At 66.9% G+C, this 23,312-nt stretch carries 13 protein-coding genes; 4 read left to right on the top strand and 9 right to left on the bottom strand.

Going from position 1 to position 23,312, the window contains the following annotated elements; genetic code table 11:
* Window positions 1–456: 456 nt before the first annotated feature.
* The 7 genes from Pla123a_RS01345 to lpdA form a co-directional block, all read right to left on the bottom strand.
* Entirely contained in the window at window positions 457–1,830 is a 1,374-nt protein-coding gene (locus Pla123a_RS01345) for a cytochrome-c peroxidase (protein ID WP_146583721.1), read from the bottom strand.
* 184 nt (window positions 1,831–2,014) lie between these two features.
* A complete protein-coding gene (tpx, locus tag Pla123a_RS01350) occupies window positions 2,015–2,533 on the bottom strand; it encodes a thiol peroxidase (protein ID WP_146583722.1) in 519 nt (172 codons plus the stop codon).
* Window positions 2,534–2,617: 84 nt separating this feature from the next.
* Window positions 2,618–3,964 carry a zinc-dependent metalloprotease family protein gene (locus Pla123a_RS01355; protein WP_146583723.1) on the bottom strand — a complete coding sequence of 449 codons (1,347 nt, stop codon included), beginning with the start codon at window positions 3,962–3,964 and terminating at the stop codon, window positions 2,618–2,620.
* 231 nt (window positions 3,965–4,195) lie between these two features.
* Complete coding sequence (locus Pla123a_RS01360; protein WP_146583724.1) at window positions 4,196–4,441, bottom strand: GlsB/YeaQ/YmgE family stress response membrane protein; 246 nt, start codon at window positions 4,439–4,441, stop codon at window positions 4,196–4,198.
* A gap of 42 nt (window positions 4,442–4,483) precedes the next feature.
* Window positions 4,484–5,845: a dihydrolipoamide acetyltransferase family protein gene (locus Pla123a_RS01365; RefSeq protein ID WP_146583725.1), complete on the bottom strand. Its 1,362-nt coding sequence runs from the start codon at window positions 5,843–5,845 to the stop codon at window positions 4,484–4,486.
* 228 nt (window positions 5,846–6,073) lie between these two features.
* Window positions 6,074–8,809, bottom strand: coding sequence for a pyruvate dehydrogenase (acetyl-transferring), homodimeric type (aceE, locus tag Pla123a_RS01370; RefSeq protein ID WP_146583726.1), 2,736 nt, complete (start codon window positions 8,807–8,809; stop codon window positions 6,074–6,076).
* A gap of 142 nt (window positions 8,810–8,951) precedes the next feature.
* The gene (lpdA, locus tag Pla123a_RS01375; RefSeq protein ID WP_146583727.1) at window positions 8,952–10,373 is read right to left on the bottom strand and encodes a dihydrolipoyl dehydrogenase; all 1,422 of its coding nucleotides are present in this window, start codon (window positions 10,371–10,373) and stop codon (window positions 8,952–8,954) included.
* A 565-nt stretch (window positions 10,374–10,938) separates the two neighbouring features.
* Between lpdA and Pla123a_RS01380 the strand changes: the two genes are divergently transcribed.
* Together Pla123a_RS01380 and Pla123a_RS01385 are read left to right on the top strand one after the other, a co-directional pair.
* Complete coding sequence (locus Pla123a_RS01380; RefSeq protein WP_146583728.1) at window positions 10,939–11,346, top strand: BlaI/MecI/CopY family transcriptional regulator; 408 nt, start codon at window positions 10,939–10,941, stop codon at window positions 11,344–11,346.
* Complete coding sequence (locus Pla123a_RS01385; RefSeq protein ID WP_146583729.1) at window positions 11,346–16,655, top strand: M56 family metallopeptidase; 5,310 nt, start codon at window positions 11,346–11,348, stop codon at window positions 16,653–16,655. The genes Pla123a_RS01380 and Pla123a_RS01385 overlap by 1 nt, the downstream gene beginning before the upstream one ends.
* Window positions 16,656–16,822: 167 nt before the next feature.
* Here Pla123a_RS01385 and Pla123a_RS01390 read toward each other — a convergent pair whose 3' ends face one another.
* Window positions 16,823–19,315 (bottom strand): beta-L-arabinofuranosidase domain-containing protein, encoded by a 2,493-nt coding sequence (locus Pla123a_RS01390; protein ID WP_197527583.1) that lies wholly within the window; start codon window positions 19,313–19,315, stop codon window positions 16,823–16,825.
* Between the two features lie 286 nt (window positions 19,316–19,601).
* Here Pla123a_RS01390 and Pla123a_RS01395 point away from each other — a divergent pair, with 286 nt between their 5' ends.
* Window positions 19,602–20,360 carry an SDR family NAD(P)-dependent oxidoreductase gene (locus tag Pla123a_RS01395; RefSeq protein ID WP_146583731.1) on the top strand — a complete coding sequence of 253 codons (759 nt, stop codon included), beginning with the start codon at window positions 19,602–19,604 and terminating at the stop codon, window positions 20,358–20,360.
* 106 nt (window positions 20,361–20,466) lie between these two features.
* A complete protein-coding gene (locus Pla123a_RS01400; RefSeq protein ID WP_197527584.1) occupies window positions 20,467–21,114 on the top strand; it encodes an inorganic diphosphatase in 648 nt (215 codons plus the stop codon).
* Window positions 21,115–21,130: 16 nt separating this feature from the next.
* Here the strand turns inward: Pla123a_RS01400 and Pla123a_RS01405 are convergent, their stop codons facing one another.
* On the bottom strand, window positions 21,131–22,858 hold the full coding sequence (locus Pla123a_RS01405) for a hypothetical protein (RefSeq protein ID WP_146583733.1): 1,728 nt from the start codon (window positions 22,856–22,858) through the stop codon (window positions 21,131–21,133).
* Window positions 22,859–23,312: the final 454 nt, after the last annotated feature.

Below are 23,312 nucleotides of genomic sequence, written 5' to 3' on the forward strand. Positions count from 1 at the left end.
CGATTTCTATAGACGTTACTGTCTATGGAAATCGACATCAAGGGAATTTGGTAAGATTCTTGAAGTTTCTACCCGCCCATCTCTTCCGCGATCTTCCTGGTTGGATGCTCGCGGGCAGTGAGGCACTGCTGCGATTCACCTGAGCCGTCTCGCCATTTTTCCGTAGAGAATCGCCGTCCCGCGCGGTCCAATAATAGTGGTGTCGGCAGAGCTGCGCGCTAGGCGAATCGCTGTGGGAGGCGGCTCCGACAGGTTGGTGGTGACTCGAAGTACTTTTGTCCGCGTTGGCGCGCAGGATGGGAAAAAAGTAGGCGATCACTCGGTTGGGCGGTCGCCGCAAGGTGTTTATCGAAAAGAGCTTAGGGCATCCGGCGCCCGAGAACGGGCCGGACTTTTGTCCCTACCAATCGATAGGCAAGTAAGGGACAAAAGTGGCCGCGGGTTTGCTTCGCGGGGCTACTTCGGCAGACGGCCGGTTTCGACCTTCGGCAGCGGGCCGGTGAGCGACTTCATGAACGCGACCAGGTCGGCCTTCTCCTGCTTGGTGAGCTTGAGCGGCTTGATCTTGTCGCTGAGGAACGGGTTGGGGTGTCCCCCTTGGTCGTACCACTCGATGACTTCCGCGAGGGTCGCCTGGGAGCCGTCGTGCATGTAGGGGGCGGTCTGGTCGACGTTGCGCAGGGTGGGGGTCTTGAACGCGCCGCGGTCGGCGTCCTGTTTCGTCACGACATAGCGGCCCCAGTCGATGTCCTCGTCGACTTTGTCTTCGTCCTCCTGGTCGAGGCCGACGCCCAGGTTGTGGTAGAGCTCGTCGCTAAAGTTGGCGCCGACGTGGCACTGTGTGCAGCCCGACCGCTCGGCGAAGAACAGCTCGCCGCCGCGGCGGGCCGATTCGGAGAGCGGGTGCGCGGCCGCCTGCTGCTGGAGGCGTTGGTATTGTTCGTAGAGCTCGGGGTCGTCCTCCTCGAGGTACTCCAGGTCCTCGGCGAAGTTGCGCTGGAAGGCGCGGAGCGCGTCGTGGTAGTCCCAGGGGGCGGTGCCGGTGACCACGGCGCGCTCGAAGCTGGCGAGCGCGCGGCCGATGTTGTCGATCGTGACGCCGTCGGGGAAGAGGGCGTCGAACTGCCGCTGGTAGCCCGCGACGCCGGCGACGCACTGGGCGCACGCCTCGTGGGTGCTGCCCATCTCGATGGGGTTGGCGATCGGGCCGACTGCCTGCTCCTCGAGCGTGGCGGCGCGGCCGTCCCAGAACTGACGGGCGGAGAGGATGCGGTTGAAGGCGGTCGGCGAGTTGCGGCTCCCCTCGAGCCCCTCGATCCCGACGCCAAACCGGGTGTCGGCGGCGTAGCCGAGGTCCGGCGTGTGGCACGACGCGCAGCTCACCGAAGCGTCGGACGAGAGCCGCGGGTCGAAGTAGAGTTGACGGCCGAGTTCGATCTTGGCGCGGGTCAGCGGGTTGTTGTCCAGGCCCTGGATGGCGCCCTGACCGGCGGCCAGGCCGAGCGGCAGCCGCGCGTCGAGCGGGCGGTGGTTGGCGGGGTCGGCGAGCCAGGCGTCGAGCTGGTCGCTGGTTAGCGGGCCCTCGCCGGGGACGCCGGTCAGCAGGTCGCCCTCGCCGAGGGTGATCGGCTCGCCCGGCAGGGCAGGCGACGCGGCGGCTGCGGCGGTGAGCGTCGGCGTGTGTGCGGCGGCGGTTGGCTCCTGGCGGCGCGAAGTCGGCGACAGGGGGGCCTGAGAGCCGGCGATGAGCGCAGCGCCGGCGACGACAACTCCGACCACGACAGCTCCGGCGAGCAGGGGGGCAGCGGTGCGGGGCGCAGTGCGAAACATTGTGCAGGGGCGGGGGTGGGCCAACGGCTTGAAACGATTCTGCCCCATTATAGGCGCCCGGCTGCCCGGCACGAAAAACGCCGCGGCGAACGTGACAATTCGCCGCGGCGTGCGTGGGGTTTGCTCCCTCCCGTGGGCGGGGGCGAGGCCACTACAGAACCACTATTGGGCAGCTACAGGGCAGCTACAGGGCCGACTTGAGGGCGGCCAGGGCGGCGTCGTAGTCGGGTTCGTTGGTGACTTCGCTGACGTACTCGACGTGGGTCAGCTTGCCGCTGGCGTCCATCACGAAGGCGGCGCGGCAGAGGATCTTGAGCTCCTCGATCAGTGCGCCGAAGCCCTCGCCGAAGTTGCGGTCCTGGTAGTCGCTGCCGACCTTCATGTTCTTGATTTCTTCGGCGCCGCAGAAGCGGTTCATCGCGAACGGCAGGTCCATGCTGACGGTAACCGCGTTGACCTTGTCGCCCAGCTCGCCGAGCTGCTCGTTGAACTTCTTGGTCTGGATGGCGCAGACGCCCGTGTCGAGCGACGGCACGACGCTCAGCAGGGTTGGCTTGCCGGCGAGGTCGCCCTTGGCGAGCGACTGCATGCCGCCCTCGAAGAAGTGCAGGGTGAAGTCGGGAGCGTCCTGGCCGGCGGCCAGGGCGTCGCCGGCGAGGGTGACGGGGTTTCCTTTGAACGTGACGGCGCCTGGGCGGGACATGTGTGGTTCCTAGGGCGTGAGGGGCGGGTGGTGAGAACCCCAAGTATCCCCGTGCCCCGCGGCGCCGGCAAGTGGCTCGATAGGCTACCGCCGCCGCCCGCGGAGGCCAACGCCGGCGCAGACCGCCAGCAGCAACGCCGCGGCGGGCTCCGGCACGGGCATCGCCGTGACCAGGCCGCTGAGGAAGTACTGCCCCGAGTCCTGCAGGAACCGGTCGCGGCGTCCGGAGTCGTAGGTCAGGCCGCCGTGCGAGGTCACCTGCAGGTAGTAGTCGCCCGCCGCCAGCACGCCCTCGTAGCGGGCGATGAGCGAGCGGCGGCTGGTGCTGAGCACCGGGTCGTCCTCGTACAAGAGGGCGAACGAGCTGTCGTACAGGGCGAGCCGGGCGTCGAGGTTCGGCCCGTACTCGGCGACGTCCACCAGCAGGCTGACCTCGCTGGGGTTGTCGATCTCGATGCGGTAGTAGTCCGAATCGGCCGTGGAGGCGATCACGCCCCGCTGCGGCGTCGAGGACGGGGTGTAGAGCTCGGCGTTGAAGAACGAGGTCCCGGCTTCATCGTCGACGAAGCCGAACCGGTTGGAGCTGGTTGAACCGATGGTGGTGATATCGTTCGTGCTGGACGAGGCCGACGTGGTGGGGCCGACCGACCACAGGCCGCGCCGCGCGTTGTAGGCGACCCCCATGTTGGGCGCCTGGAGGATCGAGTCGGAGTTGTTGTCGTAGGTCTCGTTGAGGGTGCCGTCGTCGTTGTAGGAGCTCTGGTGCCGCAGGCCGAACAGGTGGCCCGCCTCGTGGATAGCCGCGTCCGCCACGACCTTGGCGTCGCCGCCGCGGAGGTTGTCGGGGAACACCCAGGCGGTCCGCTGCACCATGCCGGAGCCGCTGCTGTAGAAGCCGCCGATGAACGCCACGCCGCCGCCGCTGCCGTACCAGTCGTTGTCGCCGCTGATCACCACGTGGGCCGACTCGCGGCGGTTGTAGTTGCCGGGGTCCACGGTCGTGACGTTGATGTCGAACATCGAGTACGCCTCGGAGACCCGCGACCAGATCTGTTCGATGCGGCTGAGCTCGTTCGTGCCGAAAGTGCTGGCGTCGCCGTCGACATCGTAGGCGGGGCGGAGCCTTGGGAGCTTGCCGCTCCAAGAGGTGAAGCCGTAGTCGACCCCGTCGAAATCGAGAAAGAGCTGGGCGCTGGCGGAGGGGCGGCTGTTGAACGCCGGGACCGTGGCCGAGCCGCTAGAGAAGACGGGGTTGCGGCTGTCGTAGGAGTACAGGCCCACGCCTTCGGCCACGCCCGCCGCCTCGGGAACGACGTGCACTAGGTGGTCTTCGTCGTGGACAGGGAGCACCACCGCCGGGGCCTGACCGGCGGAGAGGACAAGCATCGCGCAGGCCGCCAGGGCGGTCCACGCGGTCTGGATACGGTTCATGAGCACCCCCTCTAGCTGCGGGGGTCGCGCCCACCGCTTAGATTCTTGTCACACGGAACAAGGCGCCGGTTCCGGCGGCGCCGAGTTGTTGCCGCGGACGGGCAGATACGCCCGCGAGCAAGTTGATCGCCGGGAGACCAGGCGGCAACCCTTCCATGATAAGCAATACTAGCAGCCGGCCGATAGCATTTGGCGAACTAGGCAAGGGTTGCGGAAAAGCGCGTTATCGATTCACTCGCCCCAAACCCACCTGCGGAGCATCACAATCAGCAGAACCGCCCCGACCGTCGCGGTGATGAGCTCGGCCAGCAGCGTATTGGCCGAGAACCCCAGCAGCCAGATCAGCGTCCCGCCGAGCATCGAGCCGACCATGCCCACCACCAAGAGGCCGAGCAGCCCCGGTTTGCTCGACTTGGTGAGCAGGCTCGCCAGCCATCCGGCGGCCAGGCCGATCAGGATCCAGTACAGCAGGGACATAGGATCGTGCTCTTGCGCTCGTTGGCGATCGACCGCCGCCGGTTACGGGGCCAGCAGCAGCCGGCCCGGCGCGGCGAGCAGCTCCTTGACCTCGTTAAGGAACCGGGCGGCGTCGGCGCCGTCCACGACGCGGTGGTCGTACGTCAGCGACAGCGGCATGATCAGCCGCGGCTCGATCGACCCGTCCTCGACGACCGTCGGCAGCATGCGGCTGCGGCCGATCAGGATGATGGCCACCTCCGGCGGGTTGATGATCGGCGTGCTGTACGTGCCGCCGACCGCGCCCATGTTGCTGATCGTGAACGTGCCGCCCTGCATCTCGTCGAGCGACAGCTTGCCGTCCCGCGCCTTGGCGACCAGGTCGTCCAGGCCGCGGGCGATCTGCGAGATGCTCATCCGGTCGGCGTCGCGGAGCACGGGCACCGTGAGGCCGCGGTCGGTGTCGACCGCGATGCCGATGTTCACGTACTCCTTGTAGATGACCTGGTTGTTCTCCATGTCGACCGACGCGTTGACGATCGGGTGCGCCTTGAGGCTGCTGGCGATCGCCTTGACCAGGAACGGCATCTGCGACAGCTTGAGCCCACGCTTGGCGTAGTCGCCCTTGGACTGCTGACGCATCTCCTCGAGCTCGGTGATGTCGACGTCGTCGAAGTTGGTGAGCTGCGGGATCGTGGTGTAGCTGACCACCATGTTGCGGGCGATGGTCTGCCGCATGCGGCTCATCTTCTCGACCCGGGTCGCGCCCTGGCTGTCGGAGCTGAGCCGCCCGGGGGCGTTGCTGGCCGACGCGGCGTTGGCCTTCTCGCTCTCCTTGCGGACGTGGTTGCGGACGTCGTCCTCGGTGATGCGTCCGCCCTCGCCCGAGGGACGCACCCGGCGGAGCTCGACGCCGAGCTCGCGGGCCAGCCGGCGGACCGACGGCCCGGCCGCGGCCGACGAGTGCCCGTCGCCCGGCAGGTCGACGTTCGACGCGGCGGTCGCCTTCGCGACGGGCTGCGCCACGGGGGCGGCAGGGGCCGGCTCCGGCTCGGGTTCAGGTTCGGGTTTCGGGTCCGGTTTCGACTCTTGAGCGGCGGGCTCGGGGGCCGGCTCTGGCTCGGGTTCGGGTTTCGGCTCGGGCTTGGGTTCTTCCTTCGCGGGGGCGGCCGCCGCGGCTCCACCGCCGCCGGCCTCGATCTCGAAGATCGCCATGCCGACCTCAACCGTGTCCCCCTCGGAGACCAGGATCTTGGTGATCTTGCCCGCCTCGGGGCTGGGGACCGGCATCGTGGCCTTGTCGGTCTCGATCTCCAGCAGGTCCTGGTCCTTGTCGACGGAGTCGCCCTCGCTCACGAGGATCGAGAGGACGTCGCCGGAGTCAATGTTTTCGCCAAGGGCGGGGAGTTTGATTTCGGTAGGCATAGTTGTTAGTTGGTTCTAAGTGGGAACCGCGTGTCACGCGTATCGAAGCGAAACCGGACGGGGGAACACTAATGGTCGCTGATCGACGCTAATGCACCGAGGCGGACCCATTAGCGGTGATTAGTGTTCCTCTTCCTTTCGCGAATCGTGTTTGAGGTTGCCGTTGGTGTTGTGCTTTGGCAGGAGTCGGAGGCGCCCGGCGGCGAGACATTGTTCGCCGGCTGTCCCTTACGCATAGAGCGCCGAGACCTTCTCTGGGTTCACGCCGAGGTCCTTGATTGCCTGCTCGACTTCCGACATCTCACGCTGGCCGTCCTTGGCGAGCTTGTAGAGCGTGGCGATAACGATCGACTCGGCGTCGACCTCGAAGTGCCGACGCAGGTTCTCGCGGCTCTCGCTGCGGCCCATGCCGTCGGTCCCGAGGGCGAACATGCCGTTGGGCGCCCAGGGCAGCAGCTGCTCGCTCAGGCAGCGGAGGTAGTCGCTGGCGGCAATGATCGGACCCTCGGATCCCGCCATCTGCTGCTCGAAGTAGCTCTCTTTGCGGGGCGAGGTCGGGTTGAGCATATTCCACCGCTCGCACTCCTGCGCGTCGCGACGGAGCTCGTTGTAGCTGGTCACGCTCCACACGTCCGAAGAGATGCCGTACTTCTCTGCCAGCATCTGCTGGGCCTCGAGCACGCCGTGCAGGATCGAGCCGGAGCCGAACAGCTGCACACGATCCTTGGCGCCGCTCGCTTCGACGCTCTCAACCTTGTGCATGCCGCGGACGATGCCCTCGATGGCCTCCTGCGACAGCTCTCCATCGGCGCCCTTGGGCATCTCCGGCATCAAGACGTTTTCGTTCTCCAGCATCAGGTAGTAGATGCAGGTCTCGTTCTCGACGTACATCTTGTGGAGGCCGTGGAAGATGATCACGGCGGTCTCGTAGTTGTAGGCCGGGTCGTACGCGCGGACCGTGGGGAACGCGATCGCGTTGACCAGCGAGTGCCCGTCCTGGTGCTGCAGGCCCTCGCCGTTGAGCGTGGTGCGGCCGGCGGTGCCGCCCAGCAGGAAGCCCTTCGCCCGCATGTCCGCGGCGGCCCAGATGAGGTCGCCGATCCGCTGGAAGCCGAACATGCTGTAGTAGATGTACATCGGGATCATGTTCACGCCGTGCGACGCGTAGGCCGTGCCCGCGGCGTTGAACGAGCTCATCGAGCCCGCCTCGGTGATCCCCTCTTCCAGCAGCTGGCCGTCCTGCGCCTCCTTGTAGTAGGCGAGGTCGTCGGCGTCGACCGGCTCGTACAGCTGGCCCGCGTGGGCGTAGATGCCGACCTGCTTGAACAAGCCTTCCATGCCGAACGTGCGGGATTCGTCCGGCACTATTGGCACAATGTACTTACCGATCTTCTTGTCACGCAGCAGGTCGGTCAGCAGGCGGACGAAGCCCATTGTGGTGGACTGCTCCTTGCCCTCGCCCTTGCTAACCAGCTTGCTGGAAATGTTCTTGGCGTAGTCCTGCAGGGTGGGGACCTCGAAGTCCGCCTCGGCGGCCCGCCGCGACGGCACCGGGCCGCCGAGCGCCTCGCGGCGTTTCCGCAGGTACTGCATTTCCGGGCTGTTCTCCGGCGGCCGGTAGAAGGGCGCCTCGGCGACCCGTTCGTCGGAGATCGGGATGCCGAACCGGGTGCGGAACTCGCGGAGCTCCTCCTCGTTGGCCTTCTTCTTGTTGTGGGTCATGTTCCGACCCTCGCCCCCCTCGCCCAGGCCATAGCCCTTGATCGTCTTGGCGATGATGACGGTCGGCTTGCCGTTCTTGAGGTTCATCGCGCGGTGGTAGGCCGCGTAGACCTTGTCGGGGTCGTGGCCGCCTCGCTTCATCTTCTGGAGCTTGTCGTCCGACAGGTTCTTGAACCGCTCGAGCAGCTCGGGGTACTTGCCGAAGAACTTGCTGCGGATGTAGTCGCCGCCCGCCACCACATACTTCTGGTACTCGCCGTCGACAACCTCCATCATGCGGCGGGCCAAGAGTCCGTCCTCGTCGTCCTCGATGAACGGGTCCCAGTCGCCGCCCCAGATCACCTTGATCACGTTCCAGCCTGCGCCGCGGAACGTCCCCTCTAGCTCCTGGATGATCTTGCTGTTGCCGCGGACCGGGCCGTCCAGCCGCTGCAGGTTGCAGTTGATGACGAAGCAGAGGTTCTCGAGCTTCTCGCGCGAGGCGAGCGAGATAGCGCCGAGGGTCTCCGGCTCGTCGCACTCACCGTCGCCGAGGAACGCCCAGACCCGCTTGCCGGACAGGTCCTTGATGCCGCGGTCGGTCAGGTACTCGTTGAACCGCGCCTGGTAGATCGCCATGATCGGCGCCAGGCCCATCGACACCGTTGGGAACTCCCAGAAGTCAGGCATCAGCCAGGGGTGAGGGTAGCTGGACAGGCCGCCCCCCTCGCCGAGCTCGCGGCGGAAGTTGACCAGGTTCTGCTCGGTCAGCCGGCCCTCGAGGAACGCGCGGCTGTACATTCCCGGCGCCGCGTGGCCTTGGAAGTAGATTTGGTCGCCGGAGAAGCCGTCTTCGCCGCGGCCACGGAATACGTGGTTCTGGGCTACCTCGTACAGCGTGGCGCTGGACGCAAAGGTGCTGATGTGCCCGCCCGGTGACGACGGGTGCCGGTTCGCCCGGGTGACCATCGCCATCGCGTTCCAGCGGACGTAGCTCTTGATCCGCCGCTCCAGCTCACGGTCGCCCGGGTAAGCGGGCTGATCGCTGCGGGAGATGGTGTTGATGTAGGGCGTCGTGGCGGTGAAGGGGAGCTCCACGCCGTTGCGGACGGCGGCGGCCTCCAGCGCGCTGAGCAGCTCGCTCACCCGCTCCGGGCCCTTGCTCTCCAGCACGTAGTCGAGCGACTCGAGCCACTCGTTGGTTTCTTGTGGGTCTTTGTCGTTGGGGATCGGTGACGACGATGAAAGTTCGGCGCTCGACATGGCGGTACCTTGTGAGGTTGAACCACGAAGGGCACAAAGGACAGGACGCTAACCTGTGGCACTGGTGACAGCGGGAGGCGTCCCACAGTCGGCTGGTTGGCGGAGCGCCTAGTCCTTCGTGTCCTCCGTGGTGATTGGCTTCTTACTTGCGTTTGGGTTTGTAGATCTCGGTCGCGGTGCCGAGGTGCACCTCGCCGGCGAACGCGATGGTCTCGCTGAGCGTCGGGTGAGGGTGGATGCTCTCGGCGATGTCGCGGATGGTGCAGCCCATCTCGATCGCCAGCACGCTCTCGGCGATCAACTCGCCGGCGCCGCTGCCGACGATGCCGCAGCCCAGCACGCGGTCGGTCTCGGGGTCGACGATCCACTTGGTGAGGCCGTCGGTGCGTCCGTTGGCGGTGGCCCGGCCGCTCGCCTGCCACGGGTACTGGGCGATCTTGACCGGGATGCCCTGCTCCTTGGCCTCGCCGGCGGTCAGCCCGGCCCAGGCGATCTCGGGGTCGGTGAACACCACCGCCGGGATCGCCAGCGCGTCGAACGCGGCCGGCTCGCCGGCGATCACCTCCGCGGCGATCTTGCCCTCGTAGGCCGCCTTGTGGGCCAGCATCGGGTCGCCCGCGACGTCGCCGATGGCGAAGATGTTGCCGTCGCTGGTGCGCTGCTGCTTGTCGACCTGCACAAAGCCCCGCTCGTTCACGGTGACCTTGGTGTTCTCCAGGCCGAAGCCCTTGCTGACCGGCCAGCGGCCGATCGACACCAGCACGCGGTCGTACCGCTTGGTGACCGCGCCGTCGGGGCCCTCCATGCTGACCTCAACCTGTTCGCCGAGGTCCTTCAGGCCGGTCACCTTGGTCCCCAGCATGACGTCCTCGAACCGCTCCTTGACGCGGGCGATGAGCGGCTTGACCAGGTCGCGGTCGGCGCCCATCAGCAGGCCCTCGGCCAGCTCCACCACCGACACCTTCGTGCCGATCTCGGAGTAAACCGTGCCCATCTCGAGGCCGATGTAGCCACCGCCGATCACCAGCATCGACTCGGGGATGTCCTCCAGCGCCAGCGCGCCGGTCGAGGTCATCACCCGCGGCGAGCCAATGTCAAGGAACTTCGGCAGCGCGGGGATCGATCCGGTCGCCAGGATGCAGTGGTCGAACGTCAGCCGGCTGTCGTCGTCGTAGGTGTCGGGCGAGCCCCCCTCGAGCTGCAGGGTGTGGCTGTCGACAAACACGCCCCGCGCGTGGATCTGCTTGACATTGCGGCGTTTGGCGAGCTGGCTCAGGCCGCCGGAGAGGGTGTCGATGACGTTCTCCTTGCGGGCGCGGAGCTTGTCGACCGAGATCTTCGGCGGCTGGAACTCGACGCCCCACTCGGCCATCTCGTGGGCCTCGCTGACGACTTTCGCGACGTGCAGCAAGGCCTTGGAGGGGATGCAGCCCCGCAGCAGGCAGGTGCCGCCGAGCCGCGGGTCGGCCTCGACAATGGCGACCTCCAGTCCGAGGTCGGCTGCAAGAAACGCGGCGGCGTAGCCGCCGGGACCGCCACCAAGAACGACTACCTGAGAGTGCATGGGCGAAGGGGTGAGAGGGGATTGGGGCGTGCGTGGTAGAGGAGGCGGGGGTCTGCGCCTGGCGGCGCCGACGGTCCCACGAAGCCGCAGATCCTGCGTCGCTAGCCCGTCGGCCGCTCCCTGACCGCAGACCTCCGTCCCCTCTCTTCTCAACTGTTTGGCTGCAAAGCATTTGCAGCCCTCTAAGTTTATCGAATGGCGCCCTCTACACAATGGCCGACCCCGCCACCCGGGGGCGGCCGCCAAGGCGCAACCTGTTTTCTGCTAGGCCTTTGGCGTTCTCGAGCAAAAACGCGGTGATGCGCCTTCCGACACATCCCGCGGCTCCAATGCCGCCGCGGGCCCGGGCGGCGCGTCCCTCGAATTGCGGCGGCGCGGTCCCGCCACTCCGTCGGCCGACCATCAACGGCTGACCGACCGTGGCGACCTCGGGGCCGGCGCTGCGGGATGAAGTTTTAATTAATTCAAATTTTGCCTTGCACCGCCTGCGGGTGGTCGCTAGGTTCATCGAAGGAATTAAAACTTGGTCCCCGACCACTCGCGACTCAGCCCAGGAGGCCCCGCCGTGGCCCGTCCCGAATCGGAGTTCCCCACCGACCTCGAGCTCGAGATCCTCAAGGTCTTGTGGGCCGAGTCCCCGCTGCCGGTCCGCGAGGTCCGCGCCCGGCTCGAGGCCGACGCCAACCGGCCGCTCACCCACAGCTCGGTGATCACGGTGCTCAACATCATGCACCGCAAGGGCTACCTCGAGCGGACCAAAGAGGGCAAGTCGTTCCTGTTTGCGCCGCGGGTCGACAAGCAGCAGGTGTCGCAGGGCTTTGTCGGCGACCTGCTGACCCGGCTGTTCGACGGCTCGCCGTCCGCCATGGTGCTCAACCTGCTCGAGGGCTCCGACGTCGACGCCGACGAGCTGGCCGAGCTCCGCAAGCTGATCGCCCGCAAGGCAGCCCGCAACGCAAAGGAGCAACAGTGATGAACTTCCTCGCGCTCTTCGACTGGATGGATCAGACCGTCTGCACGCGGGTCTGCCTGACGCTCCTGCACTCGCTGTGGCAGTTCGCGGTGCTGGCAGGCGTGGCGCTGTTGGTCGAACGGCTCGCCCGTCGAGTCGAGGCGACCTACGCCACGCAGGTGGGCCTGCTGCTCGTCGGGCTGACGGCGCTGCCGGCAACCTACCTCATGATTGGCGAGGACGCCGCCACCGCGGTTGCCGAGTCCGCGCCGGTTGCCGTCCATCAGTCTCCAACAGCGGCTGCACCCTCCGCACCACAAGAGTTCGTGATCATTGAGAGCGAGGTTCCAGCGGCGACTGCGCCGCCGGTTGTGGCGCCCCGCGCCGGCAACGCCGCGCCTCAAGACGCGGAGCCGGCCGTCTCGTGGCAGACCGTTTCGCAGTGGCTGCTCGTTGCTTACCTGGCCGGGGTCTTGTTGATGCTGACCCGACTAGCGGCAGCTCTCTTGCACGCCCACCGACTGGCCGCCCGGGCGACCCCAGTCGCCGTCGGGCGGCACGCGGACTACCTGCGACGGATCGCCGAGCGGTGGAACATGGCCGCCGCGCCGGCGCTGGCGATGATCCCCGCCGGCGTCACGCCAAAGGTGGTTGGCCTCATGAAACCAACCATCCTGCTGCCGGGCGCTGCGCTGGCCGGCATGACCTGCGAGGAGCTCGAGCTGATCCTGCGGCACGAGCTGGCCCACGTCCGCCGGCACGACATGTGGGCCAACCTGATGCAGCGGCTCGCCGAGGCGCTCCTGTTTTTCAACCCGGCGGTCTGGCTGCTGAGCCGCCGCATCAGCACGTTCCGCGAGTACTGCTGCGACGAGCTCGCCTGCGAAACCGCTGCCGAACAGAACGCAGAGGAGCTCGACCCGCGGTCCCGCTACGCCGCGGCCCTGGTGCGGGTGGTCGAGCTGAGCCGCGGCGCCGCGCCGGCCCAGGAGGTCGCCACCCTGGCCGCCGCCGGCGGCCGCCCGTCCGAACTCCGCCGCCGCGTCGCCCGGCTGTTCGGCGAGCCCCAACGCGAGCCGCTGCGGCTGTCGCGGGGTGGGTTGTTGGCGGTCGGTGGTTTGGCAGTGCTGTTGGCGCTGCCGCTGGCCAACTCACCGGCTTCGGAGAAGCAGTCGGCAACAGAGGCGCTCGAAGGACGGTTTCCTGAAGACGATTCGACAGAACAGCGGCCCAGCTCTCAGCAGCCGATCACCGGTAGGGTGGTCCTCGCCGAAACGAGCGAGGCAGTCGCCGACGCCGAGGTCCGGCTGCTCTCTTGGCCGAAGATCCGCCGACGCTACTCGGTGAAGACGACCCGGACCGATGCCCAGGGCTTTTTCCGCTTTGACGAGTACGAGGAAGGCGACCTCAAGCTAGCCGCCTACAAGGGTAGGAAAGCATCTCGCACCAAGCGTTACGATGGTTTCGACGTCGAGCCGGGCAACAAACTGATCCAGCTCGGCCTGCAAGATGCGCCTTCGCTGAAGGTAACCGTCAAGTCGAAGGCGACCGGCGATCCCATCCCCGACGCCCGCGTCCGGCTGACCTGGACCGATGGCGACCGCGACCACCAGACCGATGACCAGGGCGAGGTCACGATTCACGGCCTGACCGCCGAGGTCTGGACCATCGAGGTGCAGGCGGCCGGATTCGCCAAAGACGGGCAGGCAATCAGCCTGCAGCCGGAGCAGCTCGCCGAGGTTACGAGCCTGCTGGCGCCGGGCTTCGAGCTGCGGGGCGTGGTGCGTGACACGGCCGGCGCGCCGCTCGCAGGGGTTGGCTTCAGCGTCTTCCCGGCGAGTATGCGGGGAGGGCAGATCGAATGGCTCGAGACAAACGCCAACGGCGAGTACTCATTCCCGTTCCTGCCTCGCCAGCCGCTCAAGCTGATGCTTTCCAAGGACGGGTTCGCCGACACGCGGCTTGATCTGCTTCCGGGTTTGGAGGAGAAGCCGTCGATCCGTGACTTCGAACTCTCCAAGCGGCCCGACGGCGGTTCCGTGACCGGCATCGTCACGACTGAGGACGGCCAGCCAATCGCCGGCGCCCGGGTCGTGAACCAAGGCAATTCGTCGGACGATCAGCGCGAGACGGTGACGGACAGCGAAGGGCGTTTCAGGCTCGACGACGTGTTTCAGGCGGTCTCCGGGCACGAACTTTTTATTCGGGCCGAGGGCTTCGCCTCGCGTGCGGTCAACTTCGAGCCGGGTCCAGCTGATAATCCCGCAGTAGCGGACGTTACCCTTGAGTTAGGCCGACGCATAGCTGGTCAAGTCGTCGACGAGGCCGGCACGGCGGTCGAAGGAGTGCGCGTCTACTACGCGGAAGGGAACCGTTGGCCTGGGATGCTGCTTGGGGGGCAGGCCGATACCGACGCGAATGGGCGTTTTCAGTTCAACTCGCTCCCTGTTGATTGCCCCTTCACGTTCACCAAGCAGGGGTACTCGCAGATTGAAGGCCGGAAGCTTCCGCTGAACGGCAAGGAGGAGGTGCTGGTCACGCTGTTGGACGAGGGCGTCCTGTCCGGCCAAGCGATCGACGACCAGTCCGGCGAGCCGGTCACGCCGATCACGGTGCACATCACGTTCTCGCCCGACAGGACAAAGGAAGACCCGGGGAGCTCGTTGACCGGCGCCCGCGCAACCGGCGAGGGCGAACGCTTTGCGACCGCCGACGGCGCCTTCCGCTTCGGCGACCTCGTGCGGGGGATGCCGCTGCAGGTGACCGTTAAGGCAGAGGGCTACCATCACGAAGTAATGCGGAGGCTGGTGGCGGCCAAGGAGGAAGACGCCGCGCCCGTCACCTTCCGAATGCGACGCATCGACCCTGCTGAGCAGCTCCGCGTCGCAGGGCGGCTGGTCGATCAAGACCAAGCACCACGGGCCGGCGTGGACCTGTGGTTGATCGTTTCGAAAGAGCGGCCGAGCCGGCGCGACGACTTCCCTTTTAACTGGGAGATGATTGAGTCAGGCGGTCTGGCAGAGTACGCCGACTGCCAGCAGTTCCTTAGCGCCACGACCGACGCGAAGGGCGAGTTCGTCTTCGAGCAGGTTACACGCGGCAATGAGATGGAGATCGCCTACAGCGGCGCCGGCGTAGCAAGGGGACGCTTTGCAGGCGTCGACAAGCTGACCAGCGACGCACTCACCAGCATCGTTGTGCCGGTAATCGAAGGTGGCGTTGTGCACGCCCAGGTGGACCCCGAAGCCTACCCAACGGCAGACGCTGTGATTCTGATGGGCAAGGACGGAGCCTATTACCCTAAGCATGACGGCGCGTCGCGGAGCTACCGCGCCGACGGTCTACCGCCCGGCGAGTACGAGATCCAGCTGTACGGTCGGTTGCCCCGCAACGCGGCCAGTCCCAGCGAACTAGAAACCCGCGTCCTGGAGCGAAAGAAGATCCGCGTACGTTCGGGCGAAACCACCGAGGTGAAGTTTGGGCCCAATCAAGCAGGCGGCGAGCCAAAACCTGGCGAGCAGGCAAACGACACTTCGCAACAGCAACTCTCCCAGCTCCGCGTCCTCGTCGTCGACGAAGCCGGCCAGCCAATCCCTGGAGCCACGGTGCGGCAGAACCATGTCATCCACACTCCGGGCGGCCCGCGCGCGACCACGATCAAGAACCAGCTCTACCAAACCGACGCCGACGGCTGGGCCGTGGTCGAGTGGACCGGCAAGTCGAAGGACCTGCGGCTGTGGGCCTCGGCGCCGGAGCACGTGACGATGCACGCGATGTGGGCAGAAGAACTCCAGCGGGACGGTGACCGGATACCGCTCGAATTCGGGTTCGAGCTGCCCGGCGGGACCGAGATCGGCGGCCGCGTGGTGGACGCCGACGGCGCGCCGATCGAGGGCGCCGAGGTCACCTACATGGACATTGCGATCACCTGGGCGTACCTCGACACGGGCAACTTAAAACGCGTCGTTCGGCCGGTCCGCGTCGCGGACGGTCCGACAGTGAAGACCGACGCCGACGGCCGCTGGACGATGAATGTCGCGCCGAGCGACAAGGAGATCGAGAAGGGTATCGAAGAGGGGAGGCGATGGGATTCATGGCTGCAGCGACCGCCTAGGCCGCTGCTGCTCAAGGTAAACCACCCTCTATACGCCGACTTTCATGGCGGCGCGTACAACCGGCTAGGGCTGATCGAATCGCCGCCGCTCGCCGAGCTGCGTAGCAAGGAAGCCGTCGTTGTACTTCAACCGCTTAAGGGCGAGGCCGCGGCCGTGGCGGATAATGCTCAGCACTCTGACGCCGCTCCGCAGCCAGCCCTTCCAGCGGAGCCAGAGAAGCCCTCACCGCCGCTCGCTCCCCCGCAAATCGACGCCCCTGAATTCCGCGTCGTCATCGCCAAGCACGTCCTCCTCCTGAACGGCAAAGAGATCGTCACCTGGGCCGAGCTGAAGCAGCGGATGAAGGCGGCCGGCGATCCGGCGAAGCTGCAGCCCAGCTTCTACGTTACGCGGGGCTGGCGGGAAGGAGACGAGAGCGAGGAGGCGGCGGGCGCGGCCATGATGCTGCTCCGCGAGCAGGTCGGCTTCGACGGGCACAGCGTCGGCAGCTTGTGGCCCCGCACCGACCTGCGGTACGACCGGATTGAGGACGCCGAGGACCTGACGCCCGAAAACCCCGAGGCGGTCGAGGGCACGGTGGTCGACGCCGCCGGCGAGCCGGTCGCGGGCGCCGAGGTGCTGCTCGTCACGCCGATCGACGAGTCGATCGGCTACCGCGCGTACCACGTCGCGTTGGTCAGCGGCCGGGTCCGCAACCCGCTCGAGCACGTCATGACCACCACTGGCGCCGACGGACGGTTCCGGTTGCAGGTCGAGGCCGGGACGCCGTACCGGCTGCTGGTGCTGCACCCCGCCGCCGGCTACCGCAACCTGCAGAAAATGCACCTCCCCGAAGACGGCAAGATTGCCCTGCTTGAGTGGGGGACCCTGCAAGTCGGCGTTGATGCTGAGGAGAAGCCGCAGACGGTCGATCTTTCGACCCGGGTAACAGCGGACGACCCATTGCCCGAGATCGTGATCAACCAGTACTGGAGCGACCAGGGCCAGGCGCCCGTCGACGCCACGTTCACCTACCGCCACGTCCCGCCGATCGTGCAGACCGCCATCCAGCGGAGCGTGCCGACCGCGGGCGGTGGCGCGACCTCGGTGCACGGCGCTAGTGTGAGCCTGTTGCCCGGGGAAGAGCAGTCGCTCTCGTTCGGTCCGCTATCGACGAAGCAGCGTGAGCAGATCGAGAGCATGCAGGAGAGGTTTAGCCGCCGCGTCGAGGACTGAGCTTGCGGTCAGTGCCAGTGGTTCGTACTCGCGTTGCCTTCTCCAGCACGCGGAATCGGTTGGTCCGTCGAAAAGGGGGACAGGCACGGCGCGATTCGATTACGCGCGGGGTTGAACCTCCTCCCCGCTTCGAGCCAGTCCCCGTTTTCGACCGCGACCTCGGTGGGCTACTCCTCCAGCACCGGGAAGTAGGTCACCCGGATCTTGGTCGATCCGAACGGGATCAGCTCGACAATCTCTTCGGGCTGGTTGGAGGTGACCGGGCTCTGGGGCGGTTCCTCGGAGTCCTCGCTCTCGCCGGCGACGCAGCTCAGACCCACGTAGTAGCCGCGGTAGCCGTCGAGGCGGTCGGTCGGATCGCTGACGCGGAACATCAGCCCGGCGTTGCCGCCCGCGGCGGCGGTGATAGTCGCCTCGAGGGTGACGTCGCCCAAATCCTCTTCACCACGTGCTAGGAGCTTGCCGGACGGCTTCGCAGTGACGCGGTGCTCACTGGCCTCGCTCGACCACTCCCCGCCGAATTCCTGCCAGTCGTCGATCGGCTGGCCGTCGAGCCGCACGTTGTCAAACCGGGCGCGGTTCTCGTAGGCCCGCAGGCCGATTGCGCCGCGGGCGAACGAGTCGTCGCGGTGGTCAATCAGGGGACGCTTGCTGTTGTCGACGAACACGCGGATCTGGTCGCCGCGGCACTCGACGCGGAGCTCGTGCGGCCGGCCCGGCTCGAGCGGCGTATCAACGCCGGCCAACGGCTGGTAGTTGTTGTCGGCGCGGCCGAGCTCGAGCCGGCCGAGCTGAGTCCGCATCCCCCAGTCCGGCAGCCGCCGGGCGGGCACGCGGAGCGTGACCGGCGCGGCGTCGGTCGCGAAGGGCGTGTCGGACACCCCGCGCTCGAGGACCTCGACCTCGGGGGCGTCGCGGTTGACCCGCAGGGCGTAGTTCCAGGCGGAAGCGGGCCGCACCTCGTACTCGTCGAAGTTGTCGAGGTAGTCGTTCGACTTTTCCCACGCCTCGTCGATCTTGAGTGAGAACGCCAGCGGGCCGCGGGTGAGGGCCACCGAGTCGTTCGCCCAGGTCGAAGCTTCGACCTTCATCGGTAAGTGGAGCTCGACCTGGTCGCCGTCCTGCCATTCACGCTGGACGCGGCAGAACGCGCCGGGCTTCACCCCGTCGATCGGCTGGCCGTTGACCGTGATGCTGGGCTCTTCGCACCACGCGGGCACGCGGAGCACCAGCGGGAAGGTCAGCGCCCGTGGGGCGGCGATGGTTAGCGTGATCGTGTCGCCGAACGGGTAGTCGGTCTGCTGGGTGATGGTTAGCTGGTCGCTGTCGTTGACCGGCAGGGTCACGCGGTTCGGCCCGTAGGCGAGCGCCGCCAGCCCGCCGTCCTCGGTGGCGGCCCACATGTGCTGGATGAACTTGGGCCAGCCGAAGTGCCAGTTGTAGCAGCAGCAGGGGAAGCCCGAGTGCGGGCCGGGCATGTTGGCGTTGTCGTAGTCCTGCTCGAAGCCGTGCCGGCCGCGGGTGGCGGCGACCTGGTTGGGGAACTGGTAGTAGGTGAGCTGGCGCATGTTGGCCGTGGTGTGGGCCGGCAGCGAGTTGTACGCGACGCGTTCCATCTGGTCGCCGAGCTCGGCGTCGCCGAGGATGGTGAGCGCGACGCCGTTCGACAGGATCCGCTCGACATCGGCGCACAGCTCGACGCCGTCGGTGCTCTTGCGGCCGGACAGCATCTCGGTGCCGCTCACCTGACCGTCGACGCGGCCGTACTGCCGCTCGAGGTTGGCCACGCCGGCGGCGAACGCCCGGCGGTCGGCCTCGGCGCCGGAGAGCTGCCACGCCACGGCGGGCATCTTCAGCGCCTGGCTGACGTTGACGATGTGGTGCGGGTGGAAGTCGCTGCCGAAGTCGTAGAACCGGTTGTCGGTGTAGATCGAACTCCACGGGTACGCCTGATCGGCGAGCAGCCGCGCGAGGTCCAAGAGCTTGCGGTCGCCGGTCTGGTTGTAGGTCCACAAGACGATGTCGATGTTGTCGCCGGCGCGGGCGCGGCCCCAGTCCTGCAGCGGGCGGTCGGGCAGGGCGGCGAGCTGGTGCTGGAAGTACCGGGTGAGGAACGGCAGGACCCGTGGGTCGTCGGTCTGCTCGTCGTAGTCGCGGAGGTAGTACAGCACAACCATCCGCGGCCACCAGTCGTCGTTGCTGGCGGGTCCGAAGAAGCCGTCGGCGCGTTGACTCTCGATCGCCCAGTCGACCCACTTCTGGGCCCGCTGCTTCAGTTGGTCGTCGTCGAGCGTGTAGGCCAGGGCCAACAGGCCTTTAACGTAGTAGGGGCCCTTCTCCCAGCCCTCGCCGTCGCCGCCGAGCCAGCCGGAGTCCGACTGCAGGGCGTCGTAGATCCGCTCGGCCGCGCCGGTTAGGCCGGAGCGCTGCAGCTCGCACTGCCGCAGCAGCCAGCCCTCGGGCCGGACCGCGCCGATTGGCAGCCGCAGGTACGGCGTGGACTGGAGCGGCGCGCGGTTGGCGATGACGTGTTTGGCGGCTGGGTGCTTGCCGACTGGGTGCTTGCCGACTGGGAGGTCGGCCGCGGGGCAGGGTAGGGGCGCATGAAATAGGACAGCGAGCAGCGGGGCGGCAACCGCCGTCACCCTGGCGAGACGCATCAACATTGGTCCAGTCCTGGCAAGAGAGTCTCAGGGCCGCGCCATTGAGGGGCAGCGCAGTCACCTCGGTCCGGCGACGCAGAGAGCGGCCAGGCGTCCCGTCGGCACAGACAAGCAAGTATAGCCGATCGCGGTCGCCGGTTCGAACCGGCGCCTGCGTCGGGGGACGCCGCAGGGGACGCCAGTTTTCCGCAGCCGGGAGATCTCGGCGCCGCGATTGCTGCTACAAAGACTCCGCAGGCGAAAGAAACACAAGAAAGTCTCAGGAAAACAGGAGAAACGAACCATGGCAGCGAAGAAGGTAGTGATCGTGACCGGCGCCGGCTCGGGGATCGGCGCCGCGGCGGCGAAACGCTTTGCGGCGGACGGCTGCGCGGTAGTCCTGAACGGCCGCACCGAGTCGAAGCTCCAGGCGGTGGCCGACGAAATTGGCGGCGAGGACGTCCTCGTCCAGCCGGGCGACGTCTCGAGCCCCGACGATGTCGCCAAGCTTGTCGAGGCGACCATCGCCCGCTTTGGTCGGCTCGACGTGCTGGTCAACAACGCCGGCATGCTGGTGCAGGGCGGGGTTGACGAGGTCTCGCCCGAGGACTGGACCAAACAGATGGCGGTCAACGCCGGCGGCATGTTCTTTTGCATCAAGGCCGCGCTGCCGCACCTGGTGAAGAGCGGCGGCGCGGTGGTCAACGTCTCGTCGGTCTCTGGCCTGGGGGGCGACTGGGGCATGTTCGCCTACAACGCCACCAAGGGCGCCGTGAGCAACCTGACCCGCGCGCTGGCGCTCGACCTGGCCGCCCAGGGGGTCCGCGTCAACGCGGTCGCCCCGAGCCTGACCGACACCGAGATGGCGGGCGGCATCATGGACGACCAAGCGGTCATGCAGAAGTTCAAGGAGCGGATCCCGATGGGGCGCGCCGCGGAGCCGGCCGAGGTCGCCGCGGTGATCGCGTTCCTCGCCGGACCCGACGCGGCGTTCGTCAACGGCGTCGTGCTGCCGGTCGACGGCGGCCTCAGCGCGTCCAACGGTCAGCCCAACCTGAGCTGACCACCGCCGCGTGGGTATCCGGGAGCCGCTCGAGCGACTAGCCTGACGGCGTCCCGTGTGCTCCCCCGTCAAACGACCCGTCAAACGACCCCTCAAGCGACCTGCTGTGAACCACCTCCGACTCGCCACCAATGTGCTGCTTGCCTGCGCGGTTGCGGCGTGCGCCTGCACGCCCGCTTCTCCGGTTGCCGTCAAGCACCTGGTGCACGATTACCCGGCGGAGGACGTGTCTGGGCTCGTGAACGTGGTGGTCGAGATCCCTGCCGGCACCAATCAGAAGTGGGAGACCGACAAACAATCGGGCCGGCTAGTCTGGGACACCAAGGACGGCGTCCCGCGGGTCGTCGCCTACCTGCCTTACCCGGGCAACTACGGCATGATCCCCCGCACGCTGCTGCCCAAGAGTCTCGGCGGCGATGGCGACCCGCTCGACGTGCTCGTGCTCGGCCCGGCGGTCCCCCGGGGAAGCGTCGTGCAGGCCCGGGTGATCGGCGTGCTGCGGATGCTCGACAGCGGCGAGCAGGACGACAAGCTGATTGCGGTCGCGCCCGAGTCGGCGCTCGGCGGCGTGAAGTCGCTGGAGGAGCTGCAGCGAGACTTCCCCGCCGCCGCCGAGATCGTCGAGCTGTGGTTCACCCACTACAAGGGTCCGGGCGAGATGCAATCGCAGGGCTACGCCGAAGCCGACGAGGCGCGGCGGATCCTTAAGACCGCTATCGCCGCGTACCAGGATGATGCCGCGACGCTTGATTAACGCCGCGCCCACTCACTCAGCTTCCCGCTGGCTGCGGCAGCGGGAACACTACCGGCGGCATGCGGATCGCGTGGTCATCGGCGCCAGTGGGGATCAGGTAGTCGAGGCTCACCTCGGGGTCGACGCCAGCGGAGACCTCGGGCGGCGTGTCGAGTAGCGCGCGGATGGTCTGGTCCTCCTGGTCGGTGTCGGTGCGGACGGCGTAGCCGCGGAACACGTCGTTGAGCTCGTGCGAGCCACCGTCGTCCCAACCGTTGGGGCCGAGCGAGTACAGCAGGTACCCGCGGCCCGTCCGGCGGTAAGCGAACGGCGCGTGGTGGAACAGGTCGGTTGGCGTCTCCGGCAGCAGCCCGGGCGTCAGCGCGTCGAGCGACTCGGGGTACCCGCCGTGCTCAACGCGGTAGAGGGCCAACGCGGCGGCGATCGGCATGAGTTTACGCTCGACGTTGCGCCGGTCCTCGGCGGTGAACACTGATTCGACCGCCGGAAGCATAAGCAGGGTCATGATCTTTCCGATGCTGTGCCCGCGGCCGGACCGGCTAAGTATCGACACCGCGGTGGACAATGTCGCAACTTCGTCTGACATGGCCATAAGTTCTGTGGACCAGAGATCGATCGCCTTGGTTCTGGCCTCCCAGTCTTCCATCGAAGCGGCCTCGACCAGACGGTCGTACCACGGGGCGGCGAATCGCAGCGTCGCGTTCCAGTTGACACGCGTCGCCGCCGCGGGTGGCAGCTTGAAGTCCGCGCCCAGGTCCTGCATCTCGAGGGCGCCGCGGATGCGGGCCATCGAGAGCACGCTGGTGATGAACATCTGACGCTCGCCCTTGTCGATCGCGTGCAGCATTCCGTCACGCTGGGGCCAAGTCGACAGGTCGTCGAGGATTTGCTGGGCCAACTCGCGGCTGAGTTCCGGGTGGTTGAGCAGGTGAACTATCAGCCGATTGGCGACCCCCTCGATGGCAATCGACACCAATTCCTCGACCAGTGTGGTCGACTTCAGCCGCGCGGACAGCGCGTACATCGCCCGAAGGTCCGACCAAGCTCCTTCGAGATCGCCCTCGCCTGTGCGAAGGTTGGCCCGTGCCGCGAGGCATCGCGTTGCGTCGCGTGAGTTTTGCACGGTCGGCAAGAGCATCGCGATCCAGGTCTCGTCCGGAGCCACAAGCAGGCTTGGTGAGGGAATGTAGAACTTCGGCTTAGCAAGGCCCTCGTGCAGCAGGCCGTATTCGGCCGAGTGCTGCTCGATGTGCTCGGCGACCAACGGCGCGTCGTCTGCCGTCCACGGCTGGTGGCTTAGCTGCGTGATCAGGCGCTCGGCCCGCTGGTCGGCCTGCTCCTGCGATTCCCACGGCGCATCCGGTTCTGCTTGGGGAAGCAGTGTTGCGGCTACCGACACGCGTAGCTCGTCGCTCGCCTCTGGCGAGACCATCCCGTTGGTCTCCGGAACGGCCATGCCCAACTCGTCGCAGATCACCTGCTGATCTTCCGGTTCGAGCCCCGCCGGCCACATCGCCTGCAGGTACTGGATGCCGCCGTTGTTCTCGGGCGTCACCCCCTCGCGGAGCTCGGCCAATAGCGCTCCGGAGTAGTCGGGCAGGCCGTCCTCGGCGAGCGGCTCGGTGAGGTAGGTCGTCTCTCGGGAGACCACAATCGGCGTGCTGATCGGCGCCAGTTGGAAGGCGATCCAGACAGTGAAGATCAGCATCAGGCCCGAAAGGACTTTCTTCCAGTGTCGCAGCATCGCCAAGGGCCCCGAGTATGACGGTCGAATGAAGAGAATGTCAGCGAGCCCGCAGTGTAGCGGAACCGCTACGCGGCTGCAGCGAGTCTCGTTGCAGCCCATCCGTCGCCGCCGCCCAAATACTGGCCAACGGCCAATCTCACCGTAGCCTAGGGCATCGCCCTAGGTTTAGGGCCAGCACGCATTCTTGGCTGAAGGCCAAGCTCAATCGTGCTGAGTTGAGGTTGGCCTTCAGCCAACGGGCCGAAACGCTCTGCTAACCTAGGGCGATGCCCTAGGCTACGGTGAGCGAGGCCTTCAGCCTCGGGGGGACCCCTTACCCGCCACGATCCCGCCGACGCAAGTTCGACATATTGCTGCGGAAACGTTCGCGATCGTTTGGTCTAATGTGCCGTGGGTTGCTGGAGGCGGTACGCGCCCCTCGACGAATTGTTTACCTTCTATGCCCCGCTAG

Source organism: Posidoniimonas polymericola (genome assembly GCF_007859935.1).
GTDB lineage: Bacteria > Planctomycetota > Planctomycetia > Pirellulales > Lacipirellulaceae > Posidoniimonas > Posidoniimonas polymericola.

Bases quoted from the DNA above. Each gene is read 5' to 3' on its own strand.
- aceE (WP_146583726.1), bottom strand. From the start codon at position 8,809: ATGTCGAGCGCCGAACTTTCATCGTCGTCACCGATCCCCAACGACAAA.
- Pla123a_RS01390 (WP_197527583.1), bottom strand. From the start codon at position 19,315: ATGCGTCTCGCCAGGGTGACGGCGGTTGCCGCCCCGCTGCTCGCTGTC.
- Pla123a_RS01360 (WP_146583724.1), bottom strand. From the start codon at position 4,441: ATGTCCCTGCTGTACTGGATCCTGATCGGCCTGGCCGCCGGATGGCTG.
- Pla123a_RS01365 (WP_146583725.1), bottom strand. From the start codon at position 5,845: ATGCCTACCGAAATCAAACTCCCCGCCCTTGGCGAAAACATTGACTCC.
- Pla123a_RS01355 (WP_146583723.1), bottom strand. From the start codon at position 3,964: ATGAACCGTATCCAGACCGCGTGGACCGCCCTGGCGGCCTGCGCGATG.
- tpx (WP_146583722.1), bottom strand. From the start codon at position 2,533: ATGTCCCGCCCAGGCGCCGTCACGTTCAAAGGAAACCCCGTCACCCTC.
- Pla123a_RS01405 (WP_146583733.1), bottom strand. From the start codon at position 22,858: ATGCTGCGACACTGGAAGAAAGTCCTTTCGGGCCTGATGCTGATCTTC.
- lpdA (WP_146583727.1), bottom strand. From the start codon at position 10,373: ATGCACTCTCAGGTAGTCGTTCTTGGTGGCGGTCCCGGCGGCTACGCC.
- Pla123a_RS01345 (WP_146583721.1), bottom strand. From the start codon at position 1,830: ATGTTTCGCACTGCGCCCCGCACCGCTGCCCCCCTGCTCGCCGGAGCT.
- Pla123a_RS01395 (WP_146583731.1), top strand. From the start codon at position 19,602: ATGGCAGCGAAGAAGGTAGTGATCGTGACCGGCGCCGGCTCGGGGATC.
- Pla123a_RS01385 (WP_146583729.1), top strand. From the start codon at position 11,346: ATGAACTTCCTCGCGCTCTTCGACTGGATGGATCAGACCGTCTGCACG.